The sequence below is a fragment of the Lacisediminihabitans sp. genome (assembly GCF_036569425.1).
Taxonomy (GTDB): Bacteria; Actinomycetota; Actinomycetes; order Actinomycetales; family Microbacteriaceae; genus Lacisediminihabitans.
The window spans coordinates 83544-104710 of the sequence record NZ_DATCQQ010000014.1 but is presented as its reverse complement, the minus strand read 5'-3'; the positions used below and the strand labels follow the sequence as shown (position 1 = coordinate 104710).

20 protein-coding genes and 2 riboswitches are annotated in these 21167 nt (G+C 66.7%); of the genes, 7 read left to right on the top strand and 13 right to left on the bottom strand.

Annotation, left to right across the window (positions count from 1 at the left end):
- Nucleotides 1–44: 44 nt before the first annotated feature.
- Nucleotides 45–1856, bottom strand: a complete 1812-nt coding sequence (locus tag VIM54_RS01840) for an ABC transporter family substrate-binding protein (RefSeq protein WP_331898665.1) — start codon at nt 1854–1856, stop codon at nt 45–47.
- 280 nt (nt 1857–2136) lie between these two features.
- Here VIM54_RS01840 and VIM54_RS01835 point away from each other — a divergent pair, with 280 nt between their 5' ends.
- Nucleotides 2137–2532: a thiol-disulfide oxidoreductase DCC family protein gene (locus VIM54_RS01835; RefSeq protein ID WP_331898663.1), complete on the top strand. Its 396-nt coding sequence runs from the start codon at nt 2137–2139 to the stop codon at nt 2530–2532.
- Between the two features lies 1 nt (nt 2533).
- Nucleotides 2534–3352, top strand: a complete 819-nt coding sequence (locus tag VIM54_RS01830) for a CPBP family intramembrane glutamic endopeptidase (protein ID WP_414673151.1) — start codon at nt 2534–2536, stop codon at nt 3350–3352.
- Nucleotides 3353–3504: 152 nt separating this feature from the next.
- Here the strand turns inward: VIM54_RS01830 and VIM54_RS01825 are convergent, their stop codons facing one another.
- The 4 genes from VIM54_RS01825 to gcvT all read right to left on the bottom strand — a co-directional run bounded on the left by VIM54_RS01825 (nt 3505) and on the right by gcvT (nt 8684).
- Nucleotides 3505–3924 (bottom strand): hypothetical protein, encoded by a 420-nt coding sequence (locus VIM54_RS01825; RefSeq protein ID WP_331898662.1) that lies wholly within the window; start codon nt 3922–3924, stop codon nt 3505–3507.
- Between the two features lie 334 nt (nt 3925–4258).
- Nucleotides 4259–7087, bottom strand: a complete 2829-nt coding sequence (gene gcvP / locus VIM54_RS01820) for an aminomethyl-transferring glycine dehydrogenase (protein ID WP_414673153.1) — start codon at nt 7085–7087, stop codon at nt 4259–4261.
- An 86-nt stretch (nt 7088–7173) separates the two neighbouring features.
- On the bottom strand, nt 7174–7545 hold the full coding sequence (gcvH, locus tag VIM54_RS01815) for a glycine cleavage system protein GcvH (RefSeq protein WP_331898659.1): 372 nt from the start codon (nt 7543–7545) through the stop codon (nt 7174–7176).
- A 2-nt stretch (nt 7546–7547) separates the two neighbouring features.
- Entirely contained in the window at nt 7548–8684 is a 1137-nt protein-coding gene (gene gcvT / locus VIM54_RS01810) for a glycine cleavage system aminomethyltransferase GcvT (RefSeq protein WP_331898657.1), read from the bottom strand.
- Nucleotides 8685–8714: 30 nt separating this feature from the next.
- A riboswitch (glycine riboswitch) is annotated at nt 8715–8814 on the bottom strand.
- Nucleotides 8815–8925, bottom strand: a riboswitch (glycine riboswitch). It abuts the riboswitch before it with no gap.
- 178 nt (nt 8926–9103) lie between these two features.
- Here gcvT and ctlX point away from each other — a divergent pair.
- Entirely contained in the window at nt 9104–10015 is a 912-nt protein-coding gene (ctlX, locus tag VIM54_RS01805; protein ID WP_414673150.1) for a citrulline utilization hydrolase CtlX, read from the top strand.
- 29 nt (nt 10016–10044) lie between these two features.
- Here the strand turns inward: ctlX and VIM54_RS01800 are convergent, their stop codons facing one another.
- On the bottom strand, nt 10045–10287 hold the full coding sequence (locus VIM54_RS01800) for an LON peptidase substrate-binding domain-containing protein (RefSeq protein ID WP_331898653.1): 243 nt from the start codon (nt 10285–10287) through the stop codon (nt 10045–10047).
- A 113-nt stretch (nt 10288–10400) separates the two neighbouring features.
- Between VIM54_RS01800 and VIM54_RS01795 the strand changes: the two genes are divergently transcribed.
- Together VIM54_RS01795 and VIM54_RS01785 are read left to right on the top strand one after the other, a co-directional pair.
- Nucleotides 10401–11186, top strand: coding sequence for a J domain-containing protein (locus VIM54_RS01795; RefSeq protein WP_331898651.1), 786 nt, complete (start codon nt 10401–10403; stop codon nt 11184–11186).
- A gap of 321 nt (nt 11187–11507) precedes the next feature.
- Nucleotides 11508–12554 carry a hypothetical protein gene (locus VIM54_RS01785; protein WP_331898649.1) on the top strand — a complete coding sequence of 349 codons (1047 nt, stop codon included), beginning with the start codon at nt 11508–11510 and terminating at the stop codon, nt 12552–12554.
- An 8-nt stretch (nt 12555–12562) separates the two neighbouring features.
- Here the strand turns inward: VIM54_RS01785 and VIM54_RS01780 are convergent, their stop codons facing one another.
- The 4 genes from VIM54_RS01780 to VIM54_RS01765 form a co-directional block, all read right to left on the bottom strand.
- Entirely contained in the window at nt 12563–14146 is a 1584-nt protein-coding gene (locus VIM54_RS01780; protein ID WP_331898647.1) for an ABC-F family ATP-binding cassette domain-containing protein, read from the bottom strand.
- Between the two features lie 193 nt (nt 14147–14339).
- Nucleotides 14340–15413 carry a redox-regulated ATPase YchF gene (gene ychF / locus VIM54_RS01775; RefSeq protein ID WP_331898646.1) on the bottom strand — a complete coding sequence of 358 codons (1074 nt, stop codon included), beginning with the start codon at nt 15411–15413 and terminating at the stop codon, nt 14340–14342.
- A gap of 15 nt (nt 15414–15428) precedes the next feature.
- Nucleotides 15429–16190: a class I SAM-dependent methyltransferase gene (locus tag VIM54_RS01770; RefSeq protein ID WP_331898644.1), complete on the bottom strand. Its 762-nt coding sequence runs from the start codon at nt 16188–16190 to the stop codon at nt 15429–15431.
- Between the two features lie 119 nt (nt 16191–16309).
- A complete protein-coding gene (locus VIM54_RS01765) occupies nt 16310–16714 on the bottom strand; it encodes an SseB family protein (RefSeq protein WP_331898642.1) in 405 nt (134 codons plus the stop codon).
- A 155-nt stretch (nt 16715–16869) separates the two neighbouring features.
- Between VIM54_RS01765 and VIM54_RS01760 the strand changes: the two genes are divergently transcribed.
- A complete protein-coding gene (locus VIM54_RS01760) occupies nt 16870–17493 on the top strand; it encodes an exonuclease domain-containing protein (protein WP_331898640.1) in 624 nt (207 codons plus the stop codon).
- Between the two features lie 140 nt (nt 17494–17633).
- Nucleotides 17634–18395 carry a GntR family transcriptional regulator gene (locus tag VIM54_RS01755; RefSeq protein WP_331898638.1) on the top strand — a complete coding sequence of 254 codons (762 nt, stop codon included), beginning with the start codon at nt 17634–17636 and terminating at the stop codon, nt 18393–18395.
- Between the two features lie 12 nt (nt 18396–18407).
- On the opposite strand, the gene VIM54_RS01750 is transcribed toward VIM54_RS01755, so the two are convergent.
- From VIM54_RS01750 to VIM54_RS01740, 3 genes are read right to left on the bottom strand one after another with little or no spacing between them, the layout of a single operon-like run.
- Nucleotides 18408–19205: an ATP-binding cassette domain-containing protein gene (locus VIM54_RS01750; RefSeq protein ID WP_331898636.1), complete on the bottom strand. Its 798-nt coding sequence runs from the start codon at nt 19203–19205 to the stop codon at nt 18408–18410.
- Nucleotides 19202–20245 carry an ABC transporter permease gene (locus tag VIM54_RS01745; protein WP_331898634.1) on the bottom strand — a complete coding sequence of 348 codons (1044 nt, stop codon included), beginning with the start codon at nt 20243–20245 and terminating at the stop codon, nt 19202–19204. The genes VIM54_RS01750 and VIM54_RS01745 overlap by 4 nt, the downstream gene beginning before the upstream one ends.
- Nucleotides 20242–21084: a sugar ABC transporter substrate-binding protein gene (locus VIM54_RS01740; protein ID WP_331898632.1), complete on the bottom strand. Its 843-nt coding sequence runs from the start codon at nt 21082–21084 to the stop codon at nt 20242–20244. Before VIM54_RS01740 ends, VIM54_RS01745 begins: the two co-directional genes overlap by 4 nt.
- Nucleotides 21085–21167 lie beyond the last annotated feature (83 nt).

The following is a 21167-nucleotide window of genomic DNA, read 5'->3' as shown; positions in this document are numbered from 1 at the left end:
GGCCAGGGTGGATCAATGATCCACCCTGGCCACTCACAAAGCGACTACTTGGCGGTTGCCGTCTTCGATGGTGCCCACTCCCAGAAGTTCCAGAAGTACTGCGGTGCGAGGAACGCCGGCTTGATGTTCGCCACCGTGTCGCTCCAGGCAGTCACTCCGGGGAACTGGAAGATCGGAACCGACCAGGCCTGCTGGCCGATGATCTTGTCCGCCTGCACGAGCAGGTCATCCTGTTTGGCCGTGTCCGTCTCGGTCGACAGCTTGTCGTAGATCGTGGTCAGCGCCTTGTCGGACCATCCGTAGTAGTTGTTCAGACCACCCGGCGTGTAGTTCGCCTGGTTCTGCGCGACTGCCAGGCTCGTGGCCTGCCATCCGAACAGCGCGGCGTCGTAGTCATTGGGCTTCGACGAGAGGTCTGCGCCCCACGTCTCGCTCCCACCATCGATGACCGTGATTCCGGCGAGTGCGGCCGACTGGCGCACGAGCTCGAGTTCCTGCTGGCGACGGGTGTTCGTCTTGCCGTAGAGGAATCGCACCTTCACGTTGGAGACTCCGGCCTTCGCGAGGTCAGCCTTGGCCCCCTCGATGTCGACCTTGTCGTACTGGGCGTACGCGCCCTCCTTCTTCACCGCGTCGTATCCGGGGGTGCCGGGCACGAACTGCAGCGAGGCGCGCAGAACGGCGTCCGGCTGGAGCGGCTTGATGAGCTTGTCGACGATGTCCTGGCGGGGAACCGTCTTGAGGAACGCCTCACGAACGAGCTGGGCCTTCGCCGCGTCGCCGCCGTAGGTCTTCGGGTCGAAGACGCCACCGTTGGTGACCTGGAGGTCGATGTGCTCGTAGGTCGACTCGGTCGCCGCCTTGTACTTGACGCCGGACAGGCCCTTGATCTGCGTGAGCAGGTCGGCAGTCGGCTGACCCTCGGCGATCTTGACCTCGCCGTTCTGGAGCGCGGTGATCTGAGCCTGCGGGTCGCCGACGACTCGAACCGTGATCTTCTGGTACTTGGGCGACGGTCCCCAGGTGTAGTCCTTGCGCGCCGTCAGGGTCACGTACTGCTGATCCTTGAGGTCCGAGACGACGTACGGTCCGTCGGAGAGCAGCTTCTGCTTCTCCTTCGGCATGTCGAGGAACTTGTAGTCGTTGCTCCAGGACTTGGCGACCGGGCTCAGGAACGTGTAGTCCTTGTCCTGGACGGCCTTGATGAGCGCCTTGTTCGCCGCGTCGCCGGAGTACTTCTTGTCCGGGTAGGCGAGCTGCACGGTGCCGTGGGCCGAGACACCGATCGGGAACGAGAGCTCCCAGTCGACGAACGGCTTGTCGTAGACGATCGTGACGCTGCGGTTGTTGTCGCTGATCGTCGGGGTCTTGGACACGAGGTCGAGGCCCTGGCCCTTGACAGCGCCGGCGTTGAAGAACACGCCCTTGTCGAGCGCCGCCTGGTTCGTGACGTTGCCGTCGGCGTCGTACTCCGCCTCGACGTTATTGAGGTGTGTGGTCAACGCTGCCCACGTCATCATCATGTCCGCCGCGCCGACCTGCACGCCGTCAGACCACTTGACGCCCTCTTTCACGGTGTACTTGACCGTGAGCGGGTCCTTCTTCTCGACCGTGTATGTGCCGAAGTCGGTGTTCTTGACGAGCTTGTTCTTGTCGTCGTAGTAGTTGAACGGAGAGTTGGCCATGTAGGAGATGTTGTTGTTCGCCGCCGCGTTACCGGTCGCCGACAGGGTGTTGTACTCCTGCAGCGGATCGTTCCAGGCGACGCTGATGGAAGTCCCCTTGATCACTTCCGAGGTCTTCGGCACGCTGCAGCCGGACAGAGCCAGCGCGGCGACGGCAACGACTGACGCCACTACCGCAATCCGTTTGATTTTCAATTTTCCTCCTGTGCAAGATGAGCGACGGCAGCACGATTTCCTAGCGTTCTGCCGCGCTAGATAGAAAAACCATAAGTAGGCCGTGGCCTCCCCGCCAAACTGTAAGGGCAAACGTTACACAGTGGTAACAGTCGCAAGAGAATCTTGCGCTAAATCGAGATTTGGTGCGTCGATACCCCTAGATTCACAATATTATTGCGAATGTGCGGCGGGTCCGGGGATAAAGCGGCGGGAACATCGGGGTAGCATCGAAGGCGTGCCCCAGGCCTCATTGTCGAACTCCACCAAAAATGCGCTCCTGATCTTCGACGGCGACTGCGGCTTCTGCACGACATCCGTACGCTATCTCGAGCGCACCCTCCCGGCGATGCCCGCCACCATTCCGTACCAATGGGCGGACCTCGACACGCTCGGCCTGAGCACCGACGAGGCGTCCGCCCGGGTGTGGCTCGTGACGCCCACGCACCAGTACGGTGGACACCTCGCGGTCTCCGCGCTGCTCAGGCACCAGCCCAACCAGGCGTTGAGGTTCGTCGGCTGGCTGCTCGCCACTCCCCCCTTCTCCTGGGCCGGGGCGCTCGGCTACTCCCTCGTGGCCCGCTACCGGCACCTGCTGCCGGGCGGCACCCCCGCCTGCGCAGTCAAGCGGTGACGTGAGGCCGCTCCCGCTGTCCGCCGGGCCGTTCCCACTTCCCGGCCCGCCAGACGAGCTGCCGCCGCGGAGACGCATCGTCGGGGAGATCTGGCTCGTGCTCGGGCTCTCGCTCGGGGCATCCGCCGTCTACTCGATCGTGTCGATCGCCGACAGTGTCACGCGCACCCAACCGCTCTCCCGGCAGGTGCGGTCGCTCAACGCCGCGCTCAGCGACCGTCAGGTGTTCGACCTCAGCTACCAGTTTCTGGCCATATTCTTCGACCTGGTTCCGGTGGTTCTCGTGGGATTCCTGCTCTGGCGGGCGGCGCGACCGCACCTCGGGCGCCTCGGGGTCGACCTGCGTCGGCCGGGGCGCGACGCCGTCGTCGGCCTCGGGCTCGCGCTCGCGATCGGCATTCCCGGCATCTTCGTCTACCTGGGCAGCAAGGCGATCGGGATCAACCTCACGGTGAGTCCATCGCCGCTCGACACCTACTGGTGGACGGTGCCGATTCTCGTGCTCAGCGCCCTGCGCGCCGGGTTGCAGGAAGAGATCATCGTGATCGGCTACCTGTTCGCGAGGCTGCGTGACCTCGGCTGGCGCCCGTGGCCGATCATCCTCGTGGCCGCCGCCCTCCGCGGCAGCTACCACCTCTACCAGGGCTTCGGCGCGTTCGTGGGCAACTTCGCGATGGGCGCGCTGTTCGGCTGGCTGTACACGCGGTACGGCCGCGTGCTCCCGCTCGTGATCGCGCACTTTGTTATCGACACCGCGATCTTCGTCGGGTACCCGTGGGCGGCATCCGCGTTCCCCGGGCTGTTCGGGGTGCCGAAGTAGCCCGCACCGCCTCTCACTCCCCGCGTCTCGCTCCCCCCGCGCATGGTCCCCCCGCGCATGGTCCCCCCGCGCCACGGTTGCGCCCGGGTGACCGGGCGCATTCGTGACACAGGGGAACACTTGCAGGAGCCTCGGCGACTTCTGCGCCGCGGTCACTCCGCAATCGGGCCCTCGATCGATTGACGAGAGGATGCCGCGGCGATTCCTTCGAGCAAAGGAGCGTCCTTTCGCGAACGGCCGATCGTCGACTTGTACGAGCGGAGTACCGCGTCCCCCACCCATTCGGTGAGGTATTCCCACGGATCCGCGCAGAGCAGGAGCCAGTCGCGGCGGCGGTCGTACCGCGAGTCCTCGACCAGTTCACCCGCGAATAGGCAGACTCCCTCGGCGGAAAGCGGCACTCCCGCCTTGGCGAGCAGACGTGCCTGAACGCGCGGCACGACACGATGGCGCAACTCGGAGCCGAAGCGCTGCCGGGCAAGCTCGGCCAGCGTCTCCTCCCCCCAGCTGAGGGACGGCGCGTTCACGACGAATCGGCGCAATTCGCCGTCGCTCCAGCGAACGGTTGACATGATGATTCTCCTCGGTATCGGTGTCAGAAAAACAGAATGAGTGCGGTCGGAGCCCGAAGGCCTACGACTGCCCCATGTGCGCTGTATCTGGCTGTCCGATTGCGCGCCGAACGCCGCCACGGGGGGCGTCGTCTGTTCGCACGAAGGAATTCACGGGTGTGACCCTAGCAGCGAAAGACGTGCCGCCGGAAGGGCCGGGGTGTTGCGAAGAGGTCTCGATACGCTCGCTGGCGCTCGCTACTCGACCAGCGCAGCGACAGCGGCGCGGCTGTGAGTGACACGCGCGCCCGAATTTTCGGGCACGCGTGTCACTCAAGGCCGCGCAGGCGCGGGGTCAGTCGGCGAACGCCTCCGGCGGCGGGCAGGCGCAGACCAGGTTGCGGTCTCCGAACGCGTTGTCGATGCGGCGCACCGGCGGCCAGTACTTGTTGCGGATGAGGGTGCGAACCGGGTACACGGCCTGCTCGCGCGAGTAGGCGTGGGTCCACTCCCCCTCGATCACGGATTGCGCCGTGTGCGGTGCGTGGTGCAGCGGGTTGTCGTCGGCCGGCCATTCGCCGGCCTTCACGGCATCCGCCTCGCCCCTGATCGCGATCATCGCGTCGATGAACCGATCGATCTCGACGAGGTCCTCGCTCTCGGTCGGCTCCACCATGAGGGTGCCGGCGACCGGGAACGACATCGTCGGCGCGTGGAAGCCGTAGTCGATGAGGCGCTTGGCCACATCGTCCACGGTCACGCCGGTCGACTCGGTGAGCGGCCGCAGGTCGAGGATGCACTCGTGCGCGACAAGCCCGTTGTCGCCGGAGTAGAGCACCGGGTAGTGGTCGCGCAGCCGAACGGCAACGTAGTTGGCGGCGAGCACCGCGGCCCCGGTGGCTCGCTTCAGTCCATCCGCGCCCATCATGCGCACGTAGGCCCAGCTGATCGGCAGGATGCTCGGGGAGCCGAACGGGGCCGCGCTGACGATGTTCGCGTGCTCGGGAAGCTGCTCCGCGCGCCGGCCGACGATCGTGTCGCGCTGCGCCATCGGATGCCCGGGCAGGAACCGCGCGAGGTGCGCCTTCGCCGCGACCGGCCCGACGCCCGGACCGCCACCGCCGTGCGGGATGCAGAACGTCTTGTGCAGGTTGAGGTGGGAGACGTCGCCGCCGAAATCGCCGAAGCGGGCGAAGCCGAGCAGCGCGTTGAGGTTTGCGCCGTCGACGTAGACCTGGCCGCCTGCGTCGTGCACGGCCTTGCAGATGGCCCCGACCTCGTGCTCGTAGACGCCGTGCGTGGACGGGTAGGTGATCATGAGTCCGGCGAGTTCCGCCGCGTGCGCCTCGATCTTGGCGCGCAGGTCGTCGAGGTCGACGTTGCCGAGCTCGTCGCAGGCGACCACCACCACGCGCAGTCCGGCGAGCACCGCCGACGCGGCGTTCGTGCCGTGGGCGCTCTGCGGGATGAGGCACACCGTGCGGCCGGCGTCGCCGCGGGAGAGGTGATAGCCGCGGATCGCGAGCAGACCGGCGAGCTCGCCCTGGCTTCCGGCGTTGGGCTGCAGCGACACCGCGTCGTAGCCGGTGACGTCGGCGAGCCACGACTGCAGCTGTTCGATCAGCTGCAGGTAGCCCTCCACGTCCGCCTCGGGGGCGAAGGGGTGGAGCCCAGCGAACTCCGGCCAGCTCACCGCCTCCATCTCGGTGGCGGCGTTGAGCTTCATCGTGCACGAGCCGAGCGAGATCATTCCGCGGTCGAGCGCGTAGTCGTAGTCGGCGAGGTGCTTGAGGTAGCGCATCATCGACGTCTCCGACCGGTGCGTGTTGAACACCGGATGGGTGAGGAAGTCGCTCGCGCGCCGCAGTTCCGCCGGAATCCAGGTGTCGGTCTCGAGCGGCACCCAGTCGTCCGCGAGCTCCTCGCCGAGGATCTCGGCGATAGCGCGGATGTCGTCCATCGTCGTGGTCTCATCCACCGAGAGCTGCACGTGATCGGCATCCGCGAGGTGGATGAGGTAGCCGGCCTCGTGCGCACGTTCGACGAGGGCCGCGGCATCCGTCTTGGTGCGCAGCCGAAGGGTGTCGAAGTAGTTGGCCGTGACGAGGGTGTGCCCGGCCTCGGTGGCGGCGCTGGCGAGCACCCGCGCGAGCCTCGCGACTCGCGTCGCGATCTGGGTGAGGCCCTGCGGCCCGTGATAGACGGCGTACATCGACGCCATCACGGCGAGCAGCACCTGAGCGGTGCAGATGTTGGAGGTGGCCTTGTCGCGGCGGATGTGCTGTTCGCGCACCTGCAGCGAGAGGCGGTACGCCGGATGCCCGGCCGCGTCCTGCGAGACGCCGACGAGGCGGCCCGGCAGCTGGCGTTCGAGCCCGGCGCGTACGGCCATGAAGCCCGCGTGCGGCCCGCCGAAGCCCATCGGAACCCCGAAGCGCTGGCTGGACCCGACGGCGACATCCGCCCCCAACTCCGCCGGCGAGGCGATGAGGGTGATGGCGAGCAGGTCGGCGGCGACGACGGCGAGGCCGCCCCGCTCCTTGATCGTCGCGAGCACGGCGGACGGATCCCACACGCGCCCGGATGCGCCGGGGTACTGCACGAAGACCCCGAAGGCCTCGGGCAGCTCGTCCGGTTCGATCGTGGTGAGGTCGAGGTCGAGGAGGGTGATCCCGACCGCCCCGGCCCGGTTAGCCAACAGCGCCCGCGTCTGCGGCAGGGTGTCCGCATCGACGATGAAGACACGCGGCTCCACCTTGCTGGCGCGGCGCGCGAGCATCATTCCCTCGACGACGGCGGTGCCTTCGTCGAGCATCGACGCGTTGGCGGTGTGCAACCCGGTGAGGTCGGTGATCATGGTCTGGAAGTTGATCAGCGCCTCGAGGCGGCCCTGCGAGATCTCCGGCTGGTACGGCGTGTACGCCGTGTACCAGCTCGGGTTCTCGAAGACATTGCGCTTGATCACCGCCGGGGTGATCGTGTCGTAATAGCCGAGGCCGATCATCGACCGATTGACGGTGTTGAGCCGCGCGAGTCCGCGCAGCTCGGCGAGGGCCTCACGTTCGGTCGCGGCCGGCGGGAGCACGCTCTCGCTCGCCGCCCGGAAGCCGTCAACGTGGATCGAGGCGGGCACGGCGGCGCCGACGAGGTCGTCGACCGTCTCGTAGCCGATCGCGGCGAGCATCGTCGCCTGCGCGGCGTCGTCGGTGCCGATGTGGCGTTCGGCGAAATCGCCGGTCGGAAGCGACACGGGGCCGTCCAACAACTCCACTACTCTCCCACCAGCGCCGAGTACTCGGCCTGCGTCAGCAGCGCCGGCAGCTCGGTGAAGGCCACCCTGATGAGCCAGCCCTCACCGAACGGGTCGCTGTTGACGAGCTCGGGGCTCGCCACGACGGCGTCATTGGTCTCGGTGACGGTGCCATCCACCGGCGCGAAGAGCTCGCCGACTGACTTGGTGGACTCGATCTCGCCGACGACCGTGCCGCTTGCGACCGGCGAGCCGACCGCCGGGAGCTCGACGAAAACGACATCGCCGAGCTTCTCGGCCGCGTAGGCGGTGATGCCGACGGTCGCGATGTTGCCATCCACCCGCACCCATTCGTGCTCGGTGGTGTAACCCAGTGATTCGTGGTCAGCCATGGTTATTTGGCCTCTCTCTTATAGAAGGGGAGTGTGACGACGGTGGCCGGGATGCGAGTCCCGCGCACATCGATGAAGAGTTGCGTTCCCGGCTCGGTGAACGCGGGGTCGACATAGGCCATCGCGACGGGATACCCGAGGGTGGGGCTGAGCGCCCCGCTCGTGATCACGCCGACCTCGGTGTCTCCCGAGTAGACGAGGTAGTCCGCGCGGCCGGCCCGCTTGCCGTCCGCGCGAAGTCCAACGAGCATCCGCGCGCCCTCCGGTGGTCCGGCCTCGACGGCTGCGCGGCCCACGAAGTTGCCCTCCTTCTTGAGGTTGACGACGCGGCCCAGCCCGGCCTGCACCGGGAACGTGTGCAGCGACAGTTCGTGACCGTAGAGGGGCATGCCCGCCTCGAGGCGCAGGGTGTCCCGGCTCGCGAGTCCGGCCGGCACGAGCCCCCTGTCGGCCCCGGCCGCCATGAGATCGTTCCAGAGCCGCGCGGCCCGATCGTTGCTCACGTAGATCTCGAAGCCGTCCTCGCCCGTGTACCCGGTGCGGCCGACCATGGCCTCCTCGCCGAGGTAGGTGCCGAGCGTGCTCCAGTAGTATTTGAGGTCTGCCGGGGCGACGGGGAGCACTAGCCCGTCGACAGCCCGCGCTATCGACTCCACGATGGCCAGGGCCTCCGGCCCCTGCACGGCGATGAGCGCGATCTCGTCGCTCTCGTCGACAACGGTCGCGTCGAAACCGGATGCCCGCGCGGCGAGCGCCGCGGCAGCCGGGAAGCGGTTGGAGGCATTGGCGACGACCGCGAACCGCTCCGGGTGGGTGCGGTAGACGACGACGTCGTCGACGATGCCGCCGTCCGGGGTGAGCAGCAGGGAGTACTTGGCCTGGCCGACCCCGATCGCCGAGATCTTGCCGGCGATGGCGTAGTCGAGCGCGGCGGCGGCATCCGGACCGGTCACGATGATCTCCGCCATGTGGGAGAGGTCGAAGAGTGCGGCCGCCGTGCGGACCGCGTGATGTTCCGCGAGGTCGCTGGAGTAGCGCACCGGCATCTGCCAGCCGGCGAAATCGGTGAAACTCGCGCCGGCATCCACGTGGATCTGGTGGAGCGGGCTGTACTTTTCTGTCGGGGTGCTATCGGTCACAGAGTTCTCCAGCGTGGTCGGATTGCCAAGAACTCCCCCTCTGTCATAGGCCTGAGAGCTTCACCGGCCCGATGGACCGACTTTCACCGTGGGCGAGGAGTCGACGTTGAGTCCTGCTTTTCAGAGTGGCCTGTTCGATGCGGTACACGTACCTGAGAGATTGGTGGGGAGAATTGCTCCTTCGGTGCCGGGTTGCGCAGTCAGCGTACGACTGGTGCCCCGGCTCTCCCGCATCGCGTTGAGCGGCCCGATGTTCGATTGTGGGGCCAGCCTACCGGCTCGGCGGCCGCACGGCACACGGCCACCGTCCAGTCTGGGGTTTACGATGCGAGAGCACCGTCGAAGGGAACGCCATCACCGCTCTGCTGGGCTCGGATCGAGTCGCTCATCCATACTCGCCGCAGGCGCCCCGCTCCGTCGTGGCGATCCGGCCGTCGGCGTTCTCGGTGAACCGGCAGACCGCGGCCGACAATGCCTTCCAGTCCGCCCGCATCGACGCCGAGCCGGGCGAGATGGCCAGGGCCGCGTACGCGGAGGTCACCCGGGTGCACGACGTGCTCACCGGTCACGGTGTGGAGGTGCACCTCTTCGACGATCTCAGCACGGGGCTCACCCCCGATTCGGTTTTCCCGAACAACTGGTTCTCCACGCACGCCGGCGGGCACGTGGCCGTGTACCCGATGTGGTCGCCGAACCGGCGTCTGGAACGCCGGTGGGACATCATCGAGATGCTCAAGCGCGAATACCGCGTCCAGGACGTGATCGACTACTCGGGGCTCGAGCAGGATGGACTGTTCCTCGAGGGCACCGGGGCGATGGTGCTCGACCACCTCGACCGCGTGGCGTACGTCTGCCGTTCGAACCGTGCTGACCCCGTGGCGCTCGAGCGATTCTGCACCCACTTCAACTTCGAGCCGATCGCCTTCGACGCGACGGATGACGCCGGCAGGCCGATCTATCACACGAACGTGCTCATGTGCATCGGCACCCGGTTCGCGATGGCCGGTTTCGACCTCGTCGTGGACGATGCCCGCCGCACTGAGATCGAGGACCGGTTGAGCGACTCCGGCCGCGACCTCATCCATTTGTCCCGGGAGCAGGTGGGAGAATTCGCCGGGAACGCGCTCGAACTCGAGGGCTCGCACGGGTTGATCCTCGCGCTGTCGTCCCGGGCGCTCGCGAGCCTCACGAGTCAGCAGGTCGCGGTGATCGAGCGCTCGGCGGCGATAGTTCCGCTCGACGTGCCGACCATCGAGCTCGCCGGGGGTTCCGTGCGCTGCATGCTGGCCGGCATCCACCTCAGTCGCCGCACGGCTCGCCCGCGCGACTGACCACCGGGGCGACCGGCAACCCGCGCGACTCAGTCGTCCGGCCAGGCCTGGTCGGTGAACTCGGTGACCTGCGCGACCGTGCCGAGGGGAAAGCGCTGCTCCCCTCCTCCGACCTCCTGGCCGCGCTCGATCAGGAAAACGCCGAACTCGGCAGGCTCGTTCACGAGGATGCGGGACAGCATCACGAGGTAACGTTCCTCGAACACCCGCAGCTGCAGCGGCAGGTACGGGAACAGCACGGATCCGAGCGGGAACATCGGCAGGTCGGCCATGCGCCCAGCGAAACACGCCGGAGAGCCTGCGCCAAGGGCCGTGTGCGGAGTTTTCGTCGGGAATTCTCCGTGACCCGCGTTTGGGGGGTCACTATCGCGTAGGATCGGTCGCGATGGACACTCCGACCCATTACGAGTTGCTGTGCGTGGCACCCGAAGCCACGGCAGATGATATTCGTGCTGCCTATCGCCGCCTCATCCGCGTCTATCATCCCGACGTGGTCGGCGCGTCAGGCGAGGCCATGACGCTGCGACTCAATGCCGCCCAACGGGAGCTCCTCGATCCGGTGCTGCGTGCCCAGTACGATCGCGCCCGCCGCTCGCACGCGGCGGCCTCGCCGGGGCCGGACCGGACCGCCGACCAGCGGTTCGGAGGCGACCGGCAGTCTGGACGCGATCAGCCGTTTGGACGCGACCAGCCGTTTGGACGCAGCGAGCAGCCTCAGCGGCCCCCGACCGCTGGGCCCAGGACCACTGGGCCTCGGACTGCCCCGACCGGCCGCTGGAGCCCGGTGGCCTATCGCGTGTGGCTCGTCACGATGCTCGCGTCGGTCGCCGTGATCGTGGCCTCGACCGCCGTCGTCTTTGCATACAGCTACGCCGGGCCGCTCACCCTCACGTCGCCGCGGGCGATCCCCCCGCTCGTGATCGCCCTCGCGTGGCTCGTGGGGGGACTCGCGCGACCGGCGAAGATCTTCGTGGCCCTCCTGGCGATCGGTGCGGCACTCTGGCCGCTCGCGGTGTTCGGCCCGTTCTCCCTCATCGGCAGCCTGATCCCGACCGGAGTGCTCGCACTCCTCACGCTCGCCGGGGTGGCCGTCGTCGCCCTCCGGGTGTCCGCCCCGCGGGCGATCGCGCTGGCGAGGGAACGGCCGGTCGGTCGAACCGCGACCGCGTAGCTCGGCGACGGCGTAGCCTGTGAGTTCGACCACGATCCGCGTGGACTGGACGAAGGGCCGCGCATGACCGACGAGCCGCCCACCGATCCGGCCGATTCACGGCCACCGAGACCTCCCGCTCCGAAGGCCGGCGGCAAGGCCAAGGCCTCGAAGGGCAAGGGCCGTGCGCCCGCCGTCAAGGGCCAGCCCCGGCCAGGCAAGCGCCGCCAGTCCCGCTAGTTCCGCCGGGGGCGTCGCGACACCGGGAATTCACCCGCGCAACCCCGGCTCGTCATATTCGCCTCGTAGCGTCGGTGGCGGACCACGACGGAGGAGGATCGAATGCGTTCGATGAAGAGGATGGTGGCAGTCGCCGGGACCGCGCTGCTGCTGGCAACCGCGCTGGCCACGCCGGCGCTGGCGCACGACGCCGAGCACGGGAACGACAGCCGCGGCAACTTCAGCTTCGGCGTGATCGGCGACGTGCCGTACGGTGCGGCGGAGATTGCGGCGTTCCCCTCGTACATCCAGGACATCAACTCCCACAAGGAGCTCAGCTTCGTGGGGCATGTCGGCGACATCAAGAACGGCTCGTCGGTGTGCTCCGACGACTACTTCGCCGCCATCCGCAAGAACTTCGACTCGTTCACTCTCCCCCTCGTCTACACGCCAGGCGACAACGAGTGGACCGACTGCCACCGGGCGAACAACGGGGCATACAACCCGCTCGAGCGGCTGGCCGCCGTACGCAAGGTCTTCTTCCCGAAGCCGGGTACCACCCTCGGCACCCCGATGAAGGTCGACTCGCAGGCGCGCAGCGGCCTACCGGAGAACGTCAGCTTCCGCAGCCACGGCATCGCCATCACGGCGGTCAACATCCCGGGCAGCGACAACTCGATGCTGCCCTGGGCCGGGCTCGGCCAGACGGCGCCCACCGCAGAGCAGCTCGCCGAGGTGCAGAAGCGCACCCAGGGCGACATCCGCGAGCTCAAGGACACGTTCCGCGAGGCCCGCGAGCACCACGACAGGGCCGTCGTCGTGATGACCCAGGCCGACATGTTCGACCCGACGGTGGCCAGCCCGTCCCAGGCCGACTTCGGGGCATACGCGCCGCTCGTGCAGGCCCTCATCGAGCAGTCGAACGCCTTCGACGGACCGGTGTACCTGATCAACGGCGACAGCCACGTCTTCAACGAAGACCACCCACTGGCGGCCGGCTCCTCCTGGTTGCCGTTCTACGGCCAGGCGACCGCGGCGAAGAACCTGACCCGCGTCACCGTCGACGGGTCGTCGAACGCGCAGGACTGGCTCAAGGTGAGCGCGACGACGACGGGCTCGCCGGCACCGCTCTCGTTCGAGCGGATCCCGTTCACGCATCCGGCCTCCTGAGGCGCGGGCTACGCGGCCCGCACGTCGATCTCCCCCGGGGTCCCCGCGTCGAAGACCAGGCGTCGAGTGGCGATCTTGTCGGTGAAGAAGCGATCGTGGCTGACCACCACGACGGCCCCGGGGAAATGGATCAGGGCGCGCTCCATCACCTGGGTGCTCGCCATGTCCAGATGGTTGGTCGGCTCGTCGAGCAGCAGCACCGAGGCGCCGGAGAGCAGGCACTGCGCCATGGCGACGCGGGCGCGCTGGCCGCCCGAGAGGGTGCCGATGCGCTGCTTGAGCTCGAGTTCGGAGAACTGGAACATCGCGAGGAACCTGCCGACGGACTTGCGCGTCGCAGTGAAGGCGAGGCTCCCCGGCGCCGCGTTGACGGCGTGGGTGATGGTGTCCTCGTCGTCCAGGTCGGCGAGCACCTGGTTGTATGACACGACCGAGGCGCCCCGTGCCCACTCGACCTCGCCCGAATCCGCCTTCTCCTCTCCGCTGAGCACGCGCAGCAGGGTGGTCTTGCCGCTGCCGTTGGCGCCCACGACAGCGATGCGGTTTCCACGCCGGATCTCGAGAGTCAGGTCGGCGAAGAGCGTCTTGTCTCCGTAGGACTTGGTGAGCGACTCGATGCGGCAGAGCACGTCCTTGACGTGCAGTCCGCCGTAGATCTCGGTGATGATCTGGTCGACCGGCCGGGGAGCGCGGGCCTTCTTGATGGTGGAGAGCTGCTTTCCCAGGCTGCGGCTCGCCGCCTTCGCCGCCTCGCGACGGTCGGCGATGCCCTCCGCCTCGAAGGCCAGCAGCTCGGACTCGTGCACGAACTGCTGCTCGAGCGTCTTAAGCCTGAACTGCTTCTGGATGACGTACTCGCCGAAATTGCCCGGGTACTCGTGCAGGTGGAAGTTCTCGAGCTCGATGATGCGGGTGACGATGGAGTCGAGGAACCGACGGTCGTGCGAGACGACGATGGCGGCGCCGCGGAAGTCGCGGAACCAGGCCTCGAGCCACTCCACTCCTGCCACGTCGAGGAAGTTGGTCGGCTCGTCGAGCAGCAGCACGTCGGGCTTCTCGAGAAGGATCTTCGCCAGCGCCGCCCGGTTGCGCCATCCGCCGGAGAGCTCGTCGATCGGGCAGACGCGGTGAGCCGCGGTGAACCCCAGGGTGGTGAGGGCGTGGTCGATGCGGCGGGTGTAGTCCCAGCCGTCGAGACGGTCCATCTCCTCGAACAGTTCGGCCTGGCGGTGGATAAGCGCATCGAGGTCGGCCGTCGGGTCCGCGGCGATTGCCGCGTCGATCGTCGCCAGCTCGGTCTCGACGCCCCGGATCTCGGTGAACAGCCCGTCGAGCACCTCGGTGATCGACTGCGCGCCGTTCAGCTCGGAGAACTGGGAGAAGTAGCCGAGCGTCAGGCCCGGTTCGAGGGTGACAGTCCCCTCATCCGGTGTCACCTGCTCGAGCACCAGCTTGAGCAGTGTCGACTTGCCCGACCCGTTGCGGCCGATCAGGCCGACCCGATCCTTGGCCTCGAGCCGGAAGAACGCCTCGCGCAACACCTGGCTGTTCTCGAATCGAACGCCGACGTCGTTCAGTCTGATCAGGCTCATGCCAACCGTTTCTGTGGGGTGATGTGCTTAGCCAGGGTCGGCGGAACCCCACCACGCTACAGGGCGTCGGCTGTGGTCGCGCCGGGCCGGGGTCGCGCGGCGCTGGTGCCGACTCCCGGTAGTCATCCGTCGGTAAGCGCTGGCCGGGCGGCTCAACCCAGCACTTGGCGACGGTTGAGTGGGAAGAGGGCGCCTAGTTGTTGAAGCGGAACTCGACCACGTCGCCGTCCTGCATGACGTATTCCTTGCCCTCGATGCGGGCCTTCCCCTTGGCGCGCGCCTCGGCGATCGAACCGGTGTCGACGAGGTCCTGGAAGCCGATCACCTCCGCCTTGATGAAACCCTTCTCGAAGTCGGTGTGGATGACGCCGGCCGCCTGCGGGGCCTTCGCGCCCTTCGGGATGGTCCAGGCCCGTGTCTCCTTCGGACCGGCGGTGAGGTAGGTCTGCAGGCCGAGCGTGTCGAAGCCGATGCGGGCGAGCTGGTCGAGGCCGCTCTCGGTCTGGCCGGTGGAGGCGAGCAGTTCGGCGGCATCCGCGGGTTCCAGGTCGATGAGCTCCGACTCGAGCTTGGCATCGAGGAAGATCGCCTTGGCCGGGGCGACGAGGGCGGCGAGGGCGGCGAGCTTGTCGGCGTCGCCGAGAATCTCCTCGTCCACGTTGAAGACGTAGATGAAGGGCTTGGTGGTGAGCAGGCCGAGCTCCTGGATGAGCGAGACGTCGATGGTGGACGACGAGAGCGGCTTGCCAGAGTCGAGGAACTTCTGCGCCTCGATGGCTGCGGCGAGCACGGCGGGCTCCGTGCGCTTCGTCTTGACCTCCTTCTCGTAGCGCGGCACCACCCTCTCGAGGGTCTGCAGGTCGGCGAGGATGAGCTCGGTGTTGATGGTCTCCATGTCGGATGCCGCGTCGACCTTGCCGTCGACGTGCACAACATCCGGGTCGGCGAAGCCCCTGATCACCTGGGCGATCGCGTCGGCCTCGCGGATGTTGGCGAGGAACTTGTTGCCGAGCCCCTCCCCCACAGACGCGCCCTTGACGATCCCGGCGATGTCGACGAACGAGACCGGTGCCGGGAGGATGCGCTCGCTGCCGAAGATCTCCGCGAGCTTGTCGAGCCGGGTATCCGGAAGGTTGACGACGCCGACGTTGGGCTCGATCGTGGCGAACGGGTAGTTCGCCGCGAGCACCTGGTTCTTGGTGAGGGCGTTGAAGAGGGTGGACTTGCCGACATTGGGCAGACCGACGATTGCAATAGTGAGAGCCACGGGGGCCAAGTCTATCTAGCGCGTCGTATCCCGGTCGCCGGGAAGGGTCGCGCGGAACGCGTGAGTTCGATACGGCATCGCGAAGCGGTCGCGCCCGGCGAGTGCCGGATCGGTTGCCGCGAGCTCGCGCACCCCGGCAAGCATTGCGACCCGATCGGCGTCCGGTGCCGTGATGATGTAACTCCGCGAGGCCACGAGGGAGACAAGGGAGTCCACGTCAATGTCGTTCCGCCAGTTCACCTCGAATGCCTCGGTCGGTCCGAACGGCGCTGGAATCACGATCGCGCCCTGAATGAATCGCTCCGCATCGCTCGAGCCCATGACGTCGCTCAGCCGCCGAACCCACGCGACGGTCTCGTCGCGGATGTTCCAGACGAGTCCGAGCGTGCCGCCGGGCCGCAGCACCCGGGCGATCTCCGCGGCCGCGGTCGGGGCATCCATCCAATGCCACGCCTGGGCGACAGTGACGGCGTCGACGCTGGCGTCGGGCAGCGGGATGAGCTCCCCGGTGCCGCCGAGCACCCGAACCGCGGGCAGCGCGGCGGCAAGGGTGTCCCGCATCACGTCATCCGGCTCGACGGCGATCACGTCGAGTCCGCGCGCGACGAGGGATCGGGTGAACTTGCCTGTGCCTGCGCCGAGGTCGAGGACGGTGTGCGCCCCGACCGGCAGCAGCCAGTCGACCGCGGCATCCGGATACTCCGGACGAGCCCGCTCGTACTCCCCCGCCGCGCGTCCGAACGAGTGCGCCTGCTCGGCTGTGCGATTCTCGTCCACCTCTCGCGCTCCCTCAGTCGGCCGAGTAAGACGCCGAGCGCTTCGGGCGTGAGCTCGAATCCAGCGGACCGACGATTGCACTAGTGAGACCGACGGGGGTCAAGCGTACCGGCCAGACGCTACTGCTCGGCTGCGCTCGCCTGCTCCTGGATGTCGCGCACGAACAGCCGGATCGCCTCCGGCGGCAGCTCCAGGCCGATCGACCGGCTCGGGTTGAGCACCAGACCCGCCCCCGGCGGCATCGCCACGAGCAGCAACCGGCCGGCGATGGTGAGCGAGAACGCCGCGAGTTCGGCGAAGTCGCCGATCTGGTCGGCATGGGTGAAGGCCGCGAGCATCGATGCACCGTTGTTGTCGAAGAGCAGGGGCTGCAGCTGGCTGAGGTTGTTGGAGACCGGGGTTCCGCTCGGGATCACCACCCGACTGTCGGCGAAGACCCGCAGCACCGCCTCGCCCGTCGCGCGGTCCGCCTGGGCGAGCACGATCATCCGCTCGAGCTCCGTCGCCTCCCGCACGTCGTCCATTCGCCAATCCTAGGTTTCTTCCCGGCGGCTCGGCACGGCCAATCGAGTGATAGCCGGCCGCCGTGCGGCACGCGTGGCGCGGATACGCCCGTCGACTCCGGCGACGCGCGCGGGTCGTGCGGGCCACCGTCGGTCGCGCGTGAGACCATCGACCCGTGACACTGAACTTCACTGCGATCGACTTCGAAACCGCCAACTCGTCGAGCGCGTCAGCGTGTTCGGTGGGCCTAGTGAAGGTTCGCGACGGCGTCGTCGTGGACAAGGCCGGCTGGCTGATCAAGCCGCCGCTCGGTCACGACCACTTCAACGAGTGGAACACCCGCATCCACGGCATCATGGCTCCGGATGTGGCGGACGCCCTGCTCTGGAGCGAGCAACTCCCCGATCTGGTCGCCTTCGCCGACGGCGACCACCTCGTGGCCCACAATGCCGGATTCGACATGGGCGTAATCGCCGGCGCGTGCCGGGCGAGCTTCATCGAGGTGCCGGAGTTCCGCTACCTGTGCAGCCTCCAGGTGGCCCGCAAGACCTACAACCTGGAGTCATACCGCCTGCCGGTGGCCGCGATGGCCGCCGGTTTCGAGGACTTCGCCCATCACGACGCCCTCGCCGACTCCGAGGCCTGCGCCGCGATCATCGTGCACGCCGCGCGCCGCCACGACGCCTCGAGCATCGAGGAGCTCGCCACGGCGACCGGCTCGCGCATCGGGGCGATCGGGCCGGATGCGGAGGCAGCGGGCGCGGTGGCCGCCGCTCGTCGTCCGATGGCGATCGGCTGATCGCACCCTCGTGTCGCTGAGACCGCGGCACTCCGGGCATCGACGACGCCCGGATCGCCCCGTCGGTCGATGCCCAACGTGATAATGTCATAACAAGTTATCAAAGTTCGTCACAGGTAACCCCACTGAATGGACGCCGCGTGAACCAGAAGGAACACATCCTGCCCGCGGACCTCTTCATGGACCTCGAGCGTTCCGGCCCGATGCCGCTCTACTTCCAGATCGCGCAGCGCATCGAGAAGGCCATCATGGGAGGCGACCTGCCCGCCGGTTCCCGACTCGAGAACGAGGTCGCCCTCGGCGAGCGGCTCGGATTGAGTCGGCCCACGATCCGCCGCGCCATCCAGGAGCTCGTCGATAAGGGCCTTCTCGTGCGCCGACGCGGCATTGGAACACAGGTCGTGCACGGCCAGGTGACGAGACGCGTCGAACTCACGAGCCTGTTCGATGACCTCGCCAACAGTTCGCAGAAGCCGTCGACCCAGTTGCTGGTGCTCCAAGAGGTGCCTGCGGACACGAACATCGCCGAAAAGCTCGCGGTGGCCGAGGGAGATCCGACGCTTCACCTGCGACGCGTGCGCCTCGCCGACGACGTTCCGGTTGCGGTGCTCGAGAACTGGCTTCCCGCCGAGTTTCTCGACGTGACGAGCGATGAGCTCACTGCCTACGGGCTCTACCAGGTGCTGCGCGCCCGCGGGGTGACGATGCGCGTGGCCAAGCAGCGCATCGGCGCGCGCAAGGCCACGACAGACGAGGCAAGGCTGCTCGAGATCGACCGCAGCTCGGCGCTGTTGACGATGGACCGCACCGCCTACGACAATTCGGGCCGCGCGGTCGAATTCGGCCACCACTGCTACCGACCGGACCTCTACTCGTTCGAGGTCACGCTCGTCGACAAGTAACGCTCGGTTGTTTCACGACCGTGCAAGTTCATGAGCGAGCGCCTCGAGTTCCGCGCCGCCAGACATCAGTCTCGTCATCTCCTCAATGGTGATCTCGCTCTTCTTGAAATCGCCGAGGCTTGTTCCGCGCTTCAGTAACAGGAAGCGGTCGCCGACCGGGTATGCGTGGTGTGGGTTGTGAGTAATGAACACCACGCCAAGACCACGGTCGCGCGCCTGAGCGATGTATTTGAGCACAACACCGGCCTGCTTGACGCCCAGCGCGGAGGTCGGCTCATCCAAGATGACGACCTTCGCCCCGAAGTACACGGCGCGCGCGATAGCGACGGATTGCCGCTCACCGCCCGAGAGCGTACCGATCGGCTGATCGACGTCCCGCAGATCGATTCCCATCTTGCCGAGCTCGTCCTTGGTGATCCTGCGCATGGAATTCACGTCGAGACGCCGGAACGGCCCCCGTCCCTTCGTCATCTCGGAGCCGAGAAAGAAGTTGCGCCATACGGGCATGAGAGGCACCACGGCCAGGTCCTGGTAGACCGTCGCGATACCCAGATCCAGCGCCTCGCGAGGGCTCGAGAACTTGCGCTCGACCCCATAGGCGAGGAGGGCACCGTCTGTGTGCTCGTGCGCGCCCGACAGGATCTTGATGAACGTCGACTTGCCTGCGCCATTGTCCCCGAGCACGCACAGCACTTCACCGACGCCCACAGAGGCCGAAACCCCGTGCAGCGCGACTATCGAAGCATAGGACTTGCCGATACCGCGCACCTCGAGGATCGGTGGAGCTGCGGATAGTTGTTCCTGGGTCATGACCGGTCTCCTGCCTGCCTGCGAACATAAAGATTGACCAGCACAGCGAGCAACAACATGCCACCCAGGAACGCCTTCAGCCAATTGTTGTCCCATTGGGCAAAGACGATACCCTGCAGCGTCATGCCGTAGATCAGTGCGCCGAGTGCCGCCCCGATAGCCGAGCCGTATCCGCCCGTGAGCAGACACCCGCCGACCACAGCACAGATGATGTAGATGAACTCCTGGCCGATCCCGGTCGTCGCCTGCACTGTCGAGATGTCAAAGAGTTGAAGCATCCCGACGAGCCACGCGGCGCCGGCCGTGGTCATGAAGAGTCCGACCTTGACCTTCATCACGGGCACGCCGACCTGACGAGAACTCGTCACCTGGCCGCCGACCGCGAAGATCCAGTTACCGGATCTGGTCCGTAGCAGGATCCAGGTCGCGAGGGCCGCGAGGACGATCCACCACACGATCGATATCTTCACCTCCATCCCCAGGAGGGAAAAGGATGATCCGAAGAGGACCTTGACCTGGTCGAAACCGGATACGGCGCTCATGCCCTGGATCGCGACGGTTCCCGTGATGAGCTTGGTAACAGCCAGGTTGACGCCCTGCAGAATGAAGAAGGTCGCGAGTGTGACAATGAAGCTCGGCAAGCCAGTCTTCATCACGACGTACGCGTTACCCGCGCCGATCGCGAGAGCGATCACAAGAGCGATCAGCACTGCGAGCCAAATGTTGATGCCCCACTGCGTTGTGATTACTCCGACGATCAGGCCCGTCGTTCCTGTCATCGCACCGGCCGAGAGATCGAACTCCCCGCCGATCATGAGCAGGGCGACGGCAACCGCCATAATCCCGAACAGTGACGCTGAGTACAACCACGTCGAAACACCCGCCGGCGTCAGAAACGCCTGCGTCGAGGCCGAAAAGTACACGAAGATAACCAATGCAGCGACTGCTGCGCCGACCTCAGGTCGGCGCAGCAGCTTGACGAGGGTGCTTGTTTTCTTGACCCGCTCGTCAACCACTGCGGTTGCAGTGGCTATGGTCATCGCGTGCCGTTCTTCGCGAACTTCGCGACCTGCGCCGCGTTGTCCTTGGTCACGAATCCGGGGCCGGAGTAGACCGGCTGCCCGCCGCCGACAACGTCGCCATTCCGCTTCTGGAGCGTGAGGAACACCACCGGGAGGTAACCCTGCGAGTATGGCTGCTGGTCGACTGCGAAGAGGATCTTGCCTTGCTCGATGAGCTTTGTCACATCGGCAGATACGTCGAATGTCGCGAGCTTCGCTTTGCTGCTTGCCTCCGTGATTGCCTGACTCGCGGCCACCGCCACGCCCGGGTTCAATGTGAGCACCCCGTCGATGGATGGGTCAGCGAGGAGCTTGCTCTTGATCGTGTTCTGCGCATCCGCAAGGTTGGCAACGTCGACTTGAACATTGCTCACGGTGCCTCCGAGCTTGTCCGCTGCTCCCTTACAACGATCCTCAAGACCGCTATTTCCCGCCTCATGGATGATGCAGATCACTTTCTTGACACCGGACTTTGCCAGTTTCTCGCCCGCGCCCTGACCAGCGATTAGTTCGCTCTGGCCCACGTGGGTTTCAGCACCGAATGCCTTCGACTGCTCGAGTCCCGAGTTGATGGTGATGACCGGGATTCCCGCCGCGACGGCCTTCGCGATCGCGGCCTTGACACCGTCCGGGTTCGCCATCGATACGATCAGGCCATCGGGGTGTGTCGCAATGGCGGCGTCGATGAGTTGGCTCTGCTTGACGGGGTCTCCATCGCCCTGGTACGTGACAGTCACGCCGAGATCTTTTCCCGCCTGCTTCGCGCCGCTCTTGACGACGTCCCAGAAGGTGTCCCCCGGGCCGCCGTGCGTGACCATAGCGATGGTGGTCTTGTCGGACGACGGTGCGGCCGTGTTATTCGTGCTGCCATTAGTGGAAGTGCATCCCGCGAGTGCGAGTG

Excerpts from the sequence above, each read along its gene's own strand:
- VIM54_RS01825 (WP_331898662.1), bottom strand. The coding sequence starts at position 3,924 with ATGTCAACCGTTCGCTGGAGCGACGGCGAATTGCGCCGATTCGTCGTG.
- gcvP (WP_414673153.1), bottom strand. The coding sequence starts at position 7,087 with ATGCTCGCCGCGATCGGCTACGAGACGGTCGACGACCTCGTCGGCGCC.
- gcvH (WP_331898659.1), bottom strand. The coding sequence starts at position 7,545 with ATGGCTGACCACGAATCACTGGGTTACACCACCGAGCACGAATGGGTG.
- VIM54_RS01800 (WP_331898653.1), bottom strand. The coding sequence starts at position 10,287 with ATGGCCGACCTGCCGATGTTCCCGCTCGGATCCGTGCTGTTCCCGTAC.
- VIM54_RS01795 (WP_331898651.1), top strand. The coding sequence starts at position 10,401 with ATGGACACTCCGACCCATTACGAGTTGCTGTGCGTGGCACCCGAAGCC.
- VIM54_RS01785 (WP_331898649.1), top strand. The coding sequence starts at position 11,508 with ATGCGTTCGATGAAGAGGATGGTGGCAGTCGCCGGGACCGCGCTGCTG.
- VIM54_RS01780 (WP_331898647.1), bottom strand. The coding sequence starts at position 14,146 with ATGAGCCTGATCAGACTGAACGACGTCGGCGTTCGATTCGAGAACAGC.
- VIM54_RS01765 (WP_331898642.1), bottom strand. The coding sequence starts at position 16,714 with ATGGACGACGTGCGGGAGGCGACGGAGCTCGAGCGGATGATCGTGCTC.
- VIM54_RS01750 (WP_331898636.1), bottom strand. The coding sequence starts at position 19,205 with ATGACCCAGGAACAACTATCCGCAGCTCCACCGATCCTCGAGGTGCGC.
- VIM54_RS01745 (WP_331898634.1), bottom strand. The coding sequence starts at position 20,245 with ATGACCATAGCCACTGCAACCGCAGTGGTTGACGAGCGGGTCAAGAAA.
- VIM54_RS01740 (WP_331898632.1), bottom strand. The coding sequence starts at position 21,084 with ATGGTCACGCACGGCGGCCCGGGGGACACCTTCTGGGACGTCGTCAAG.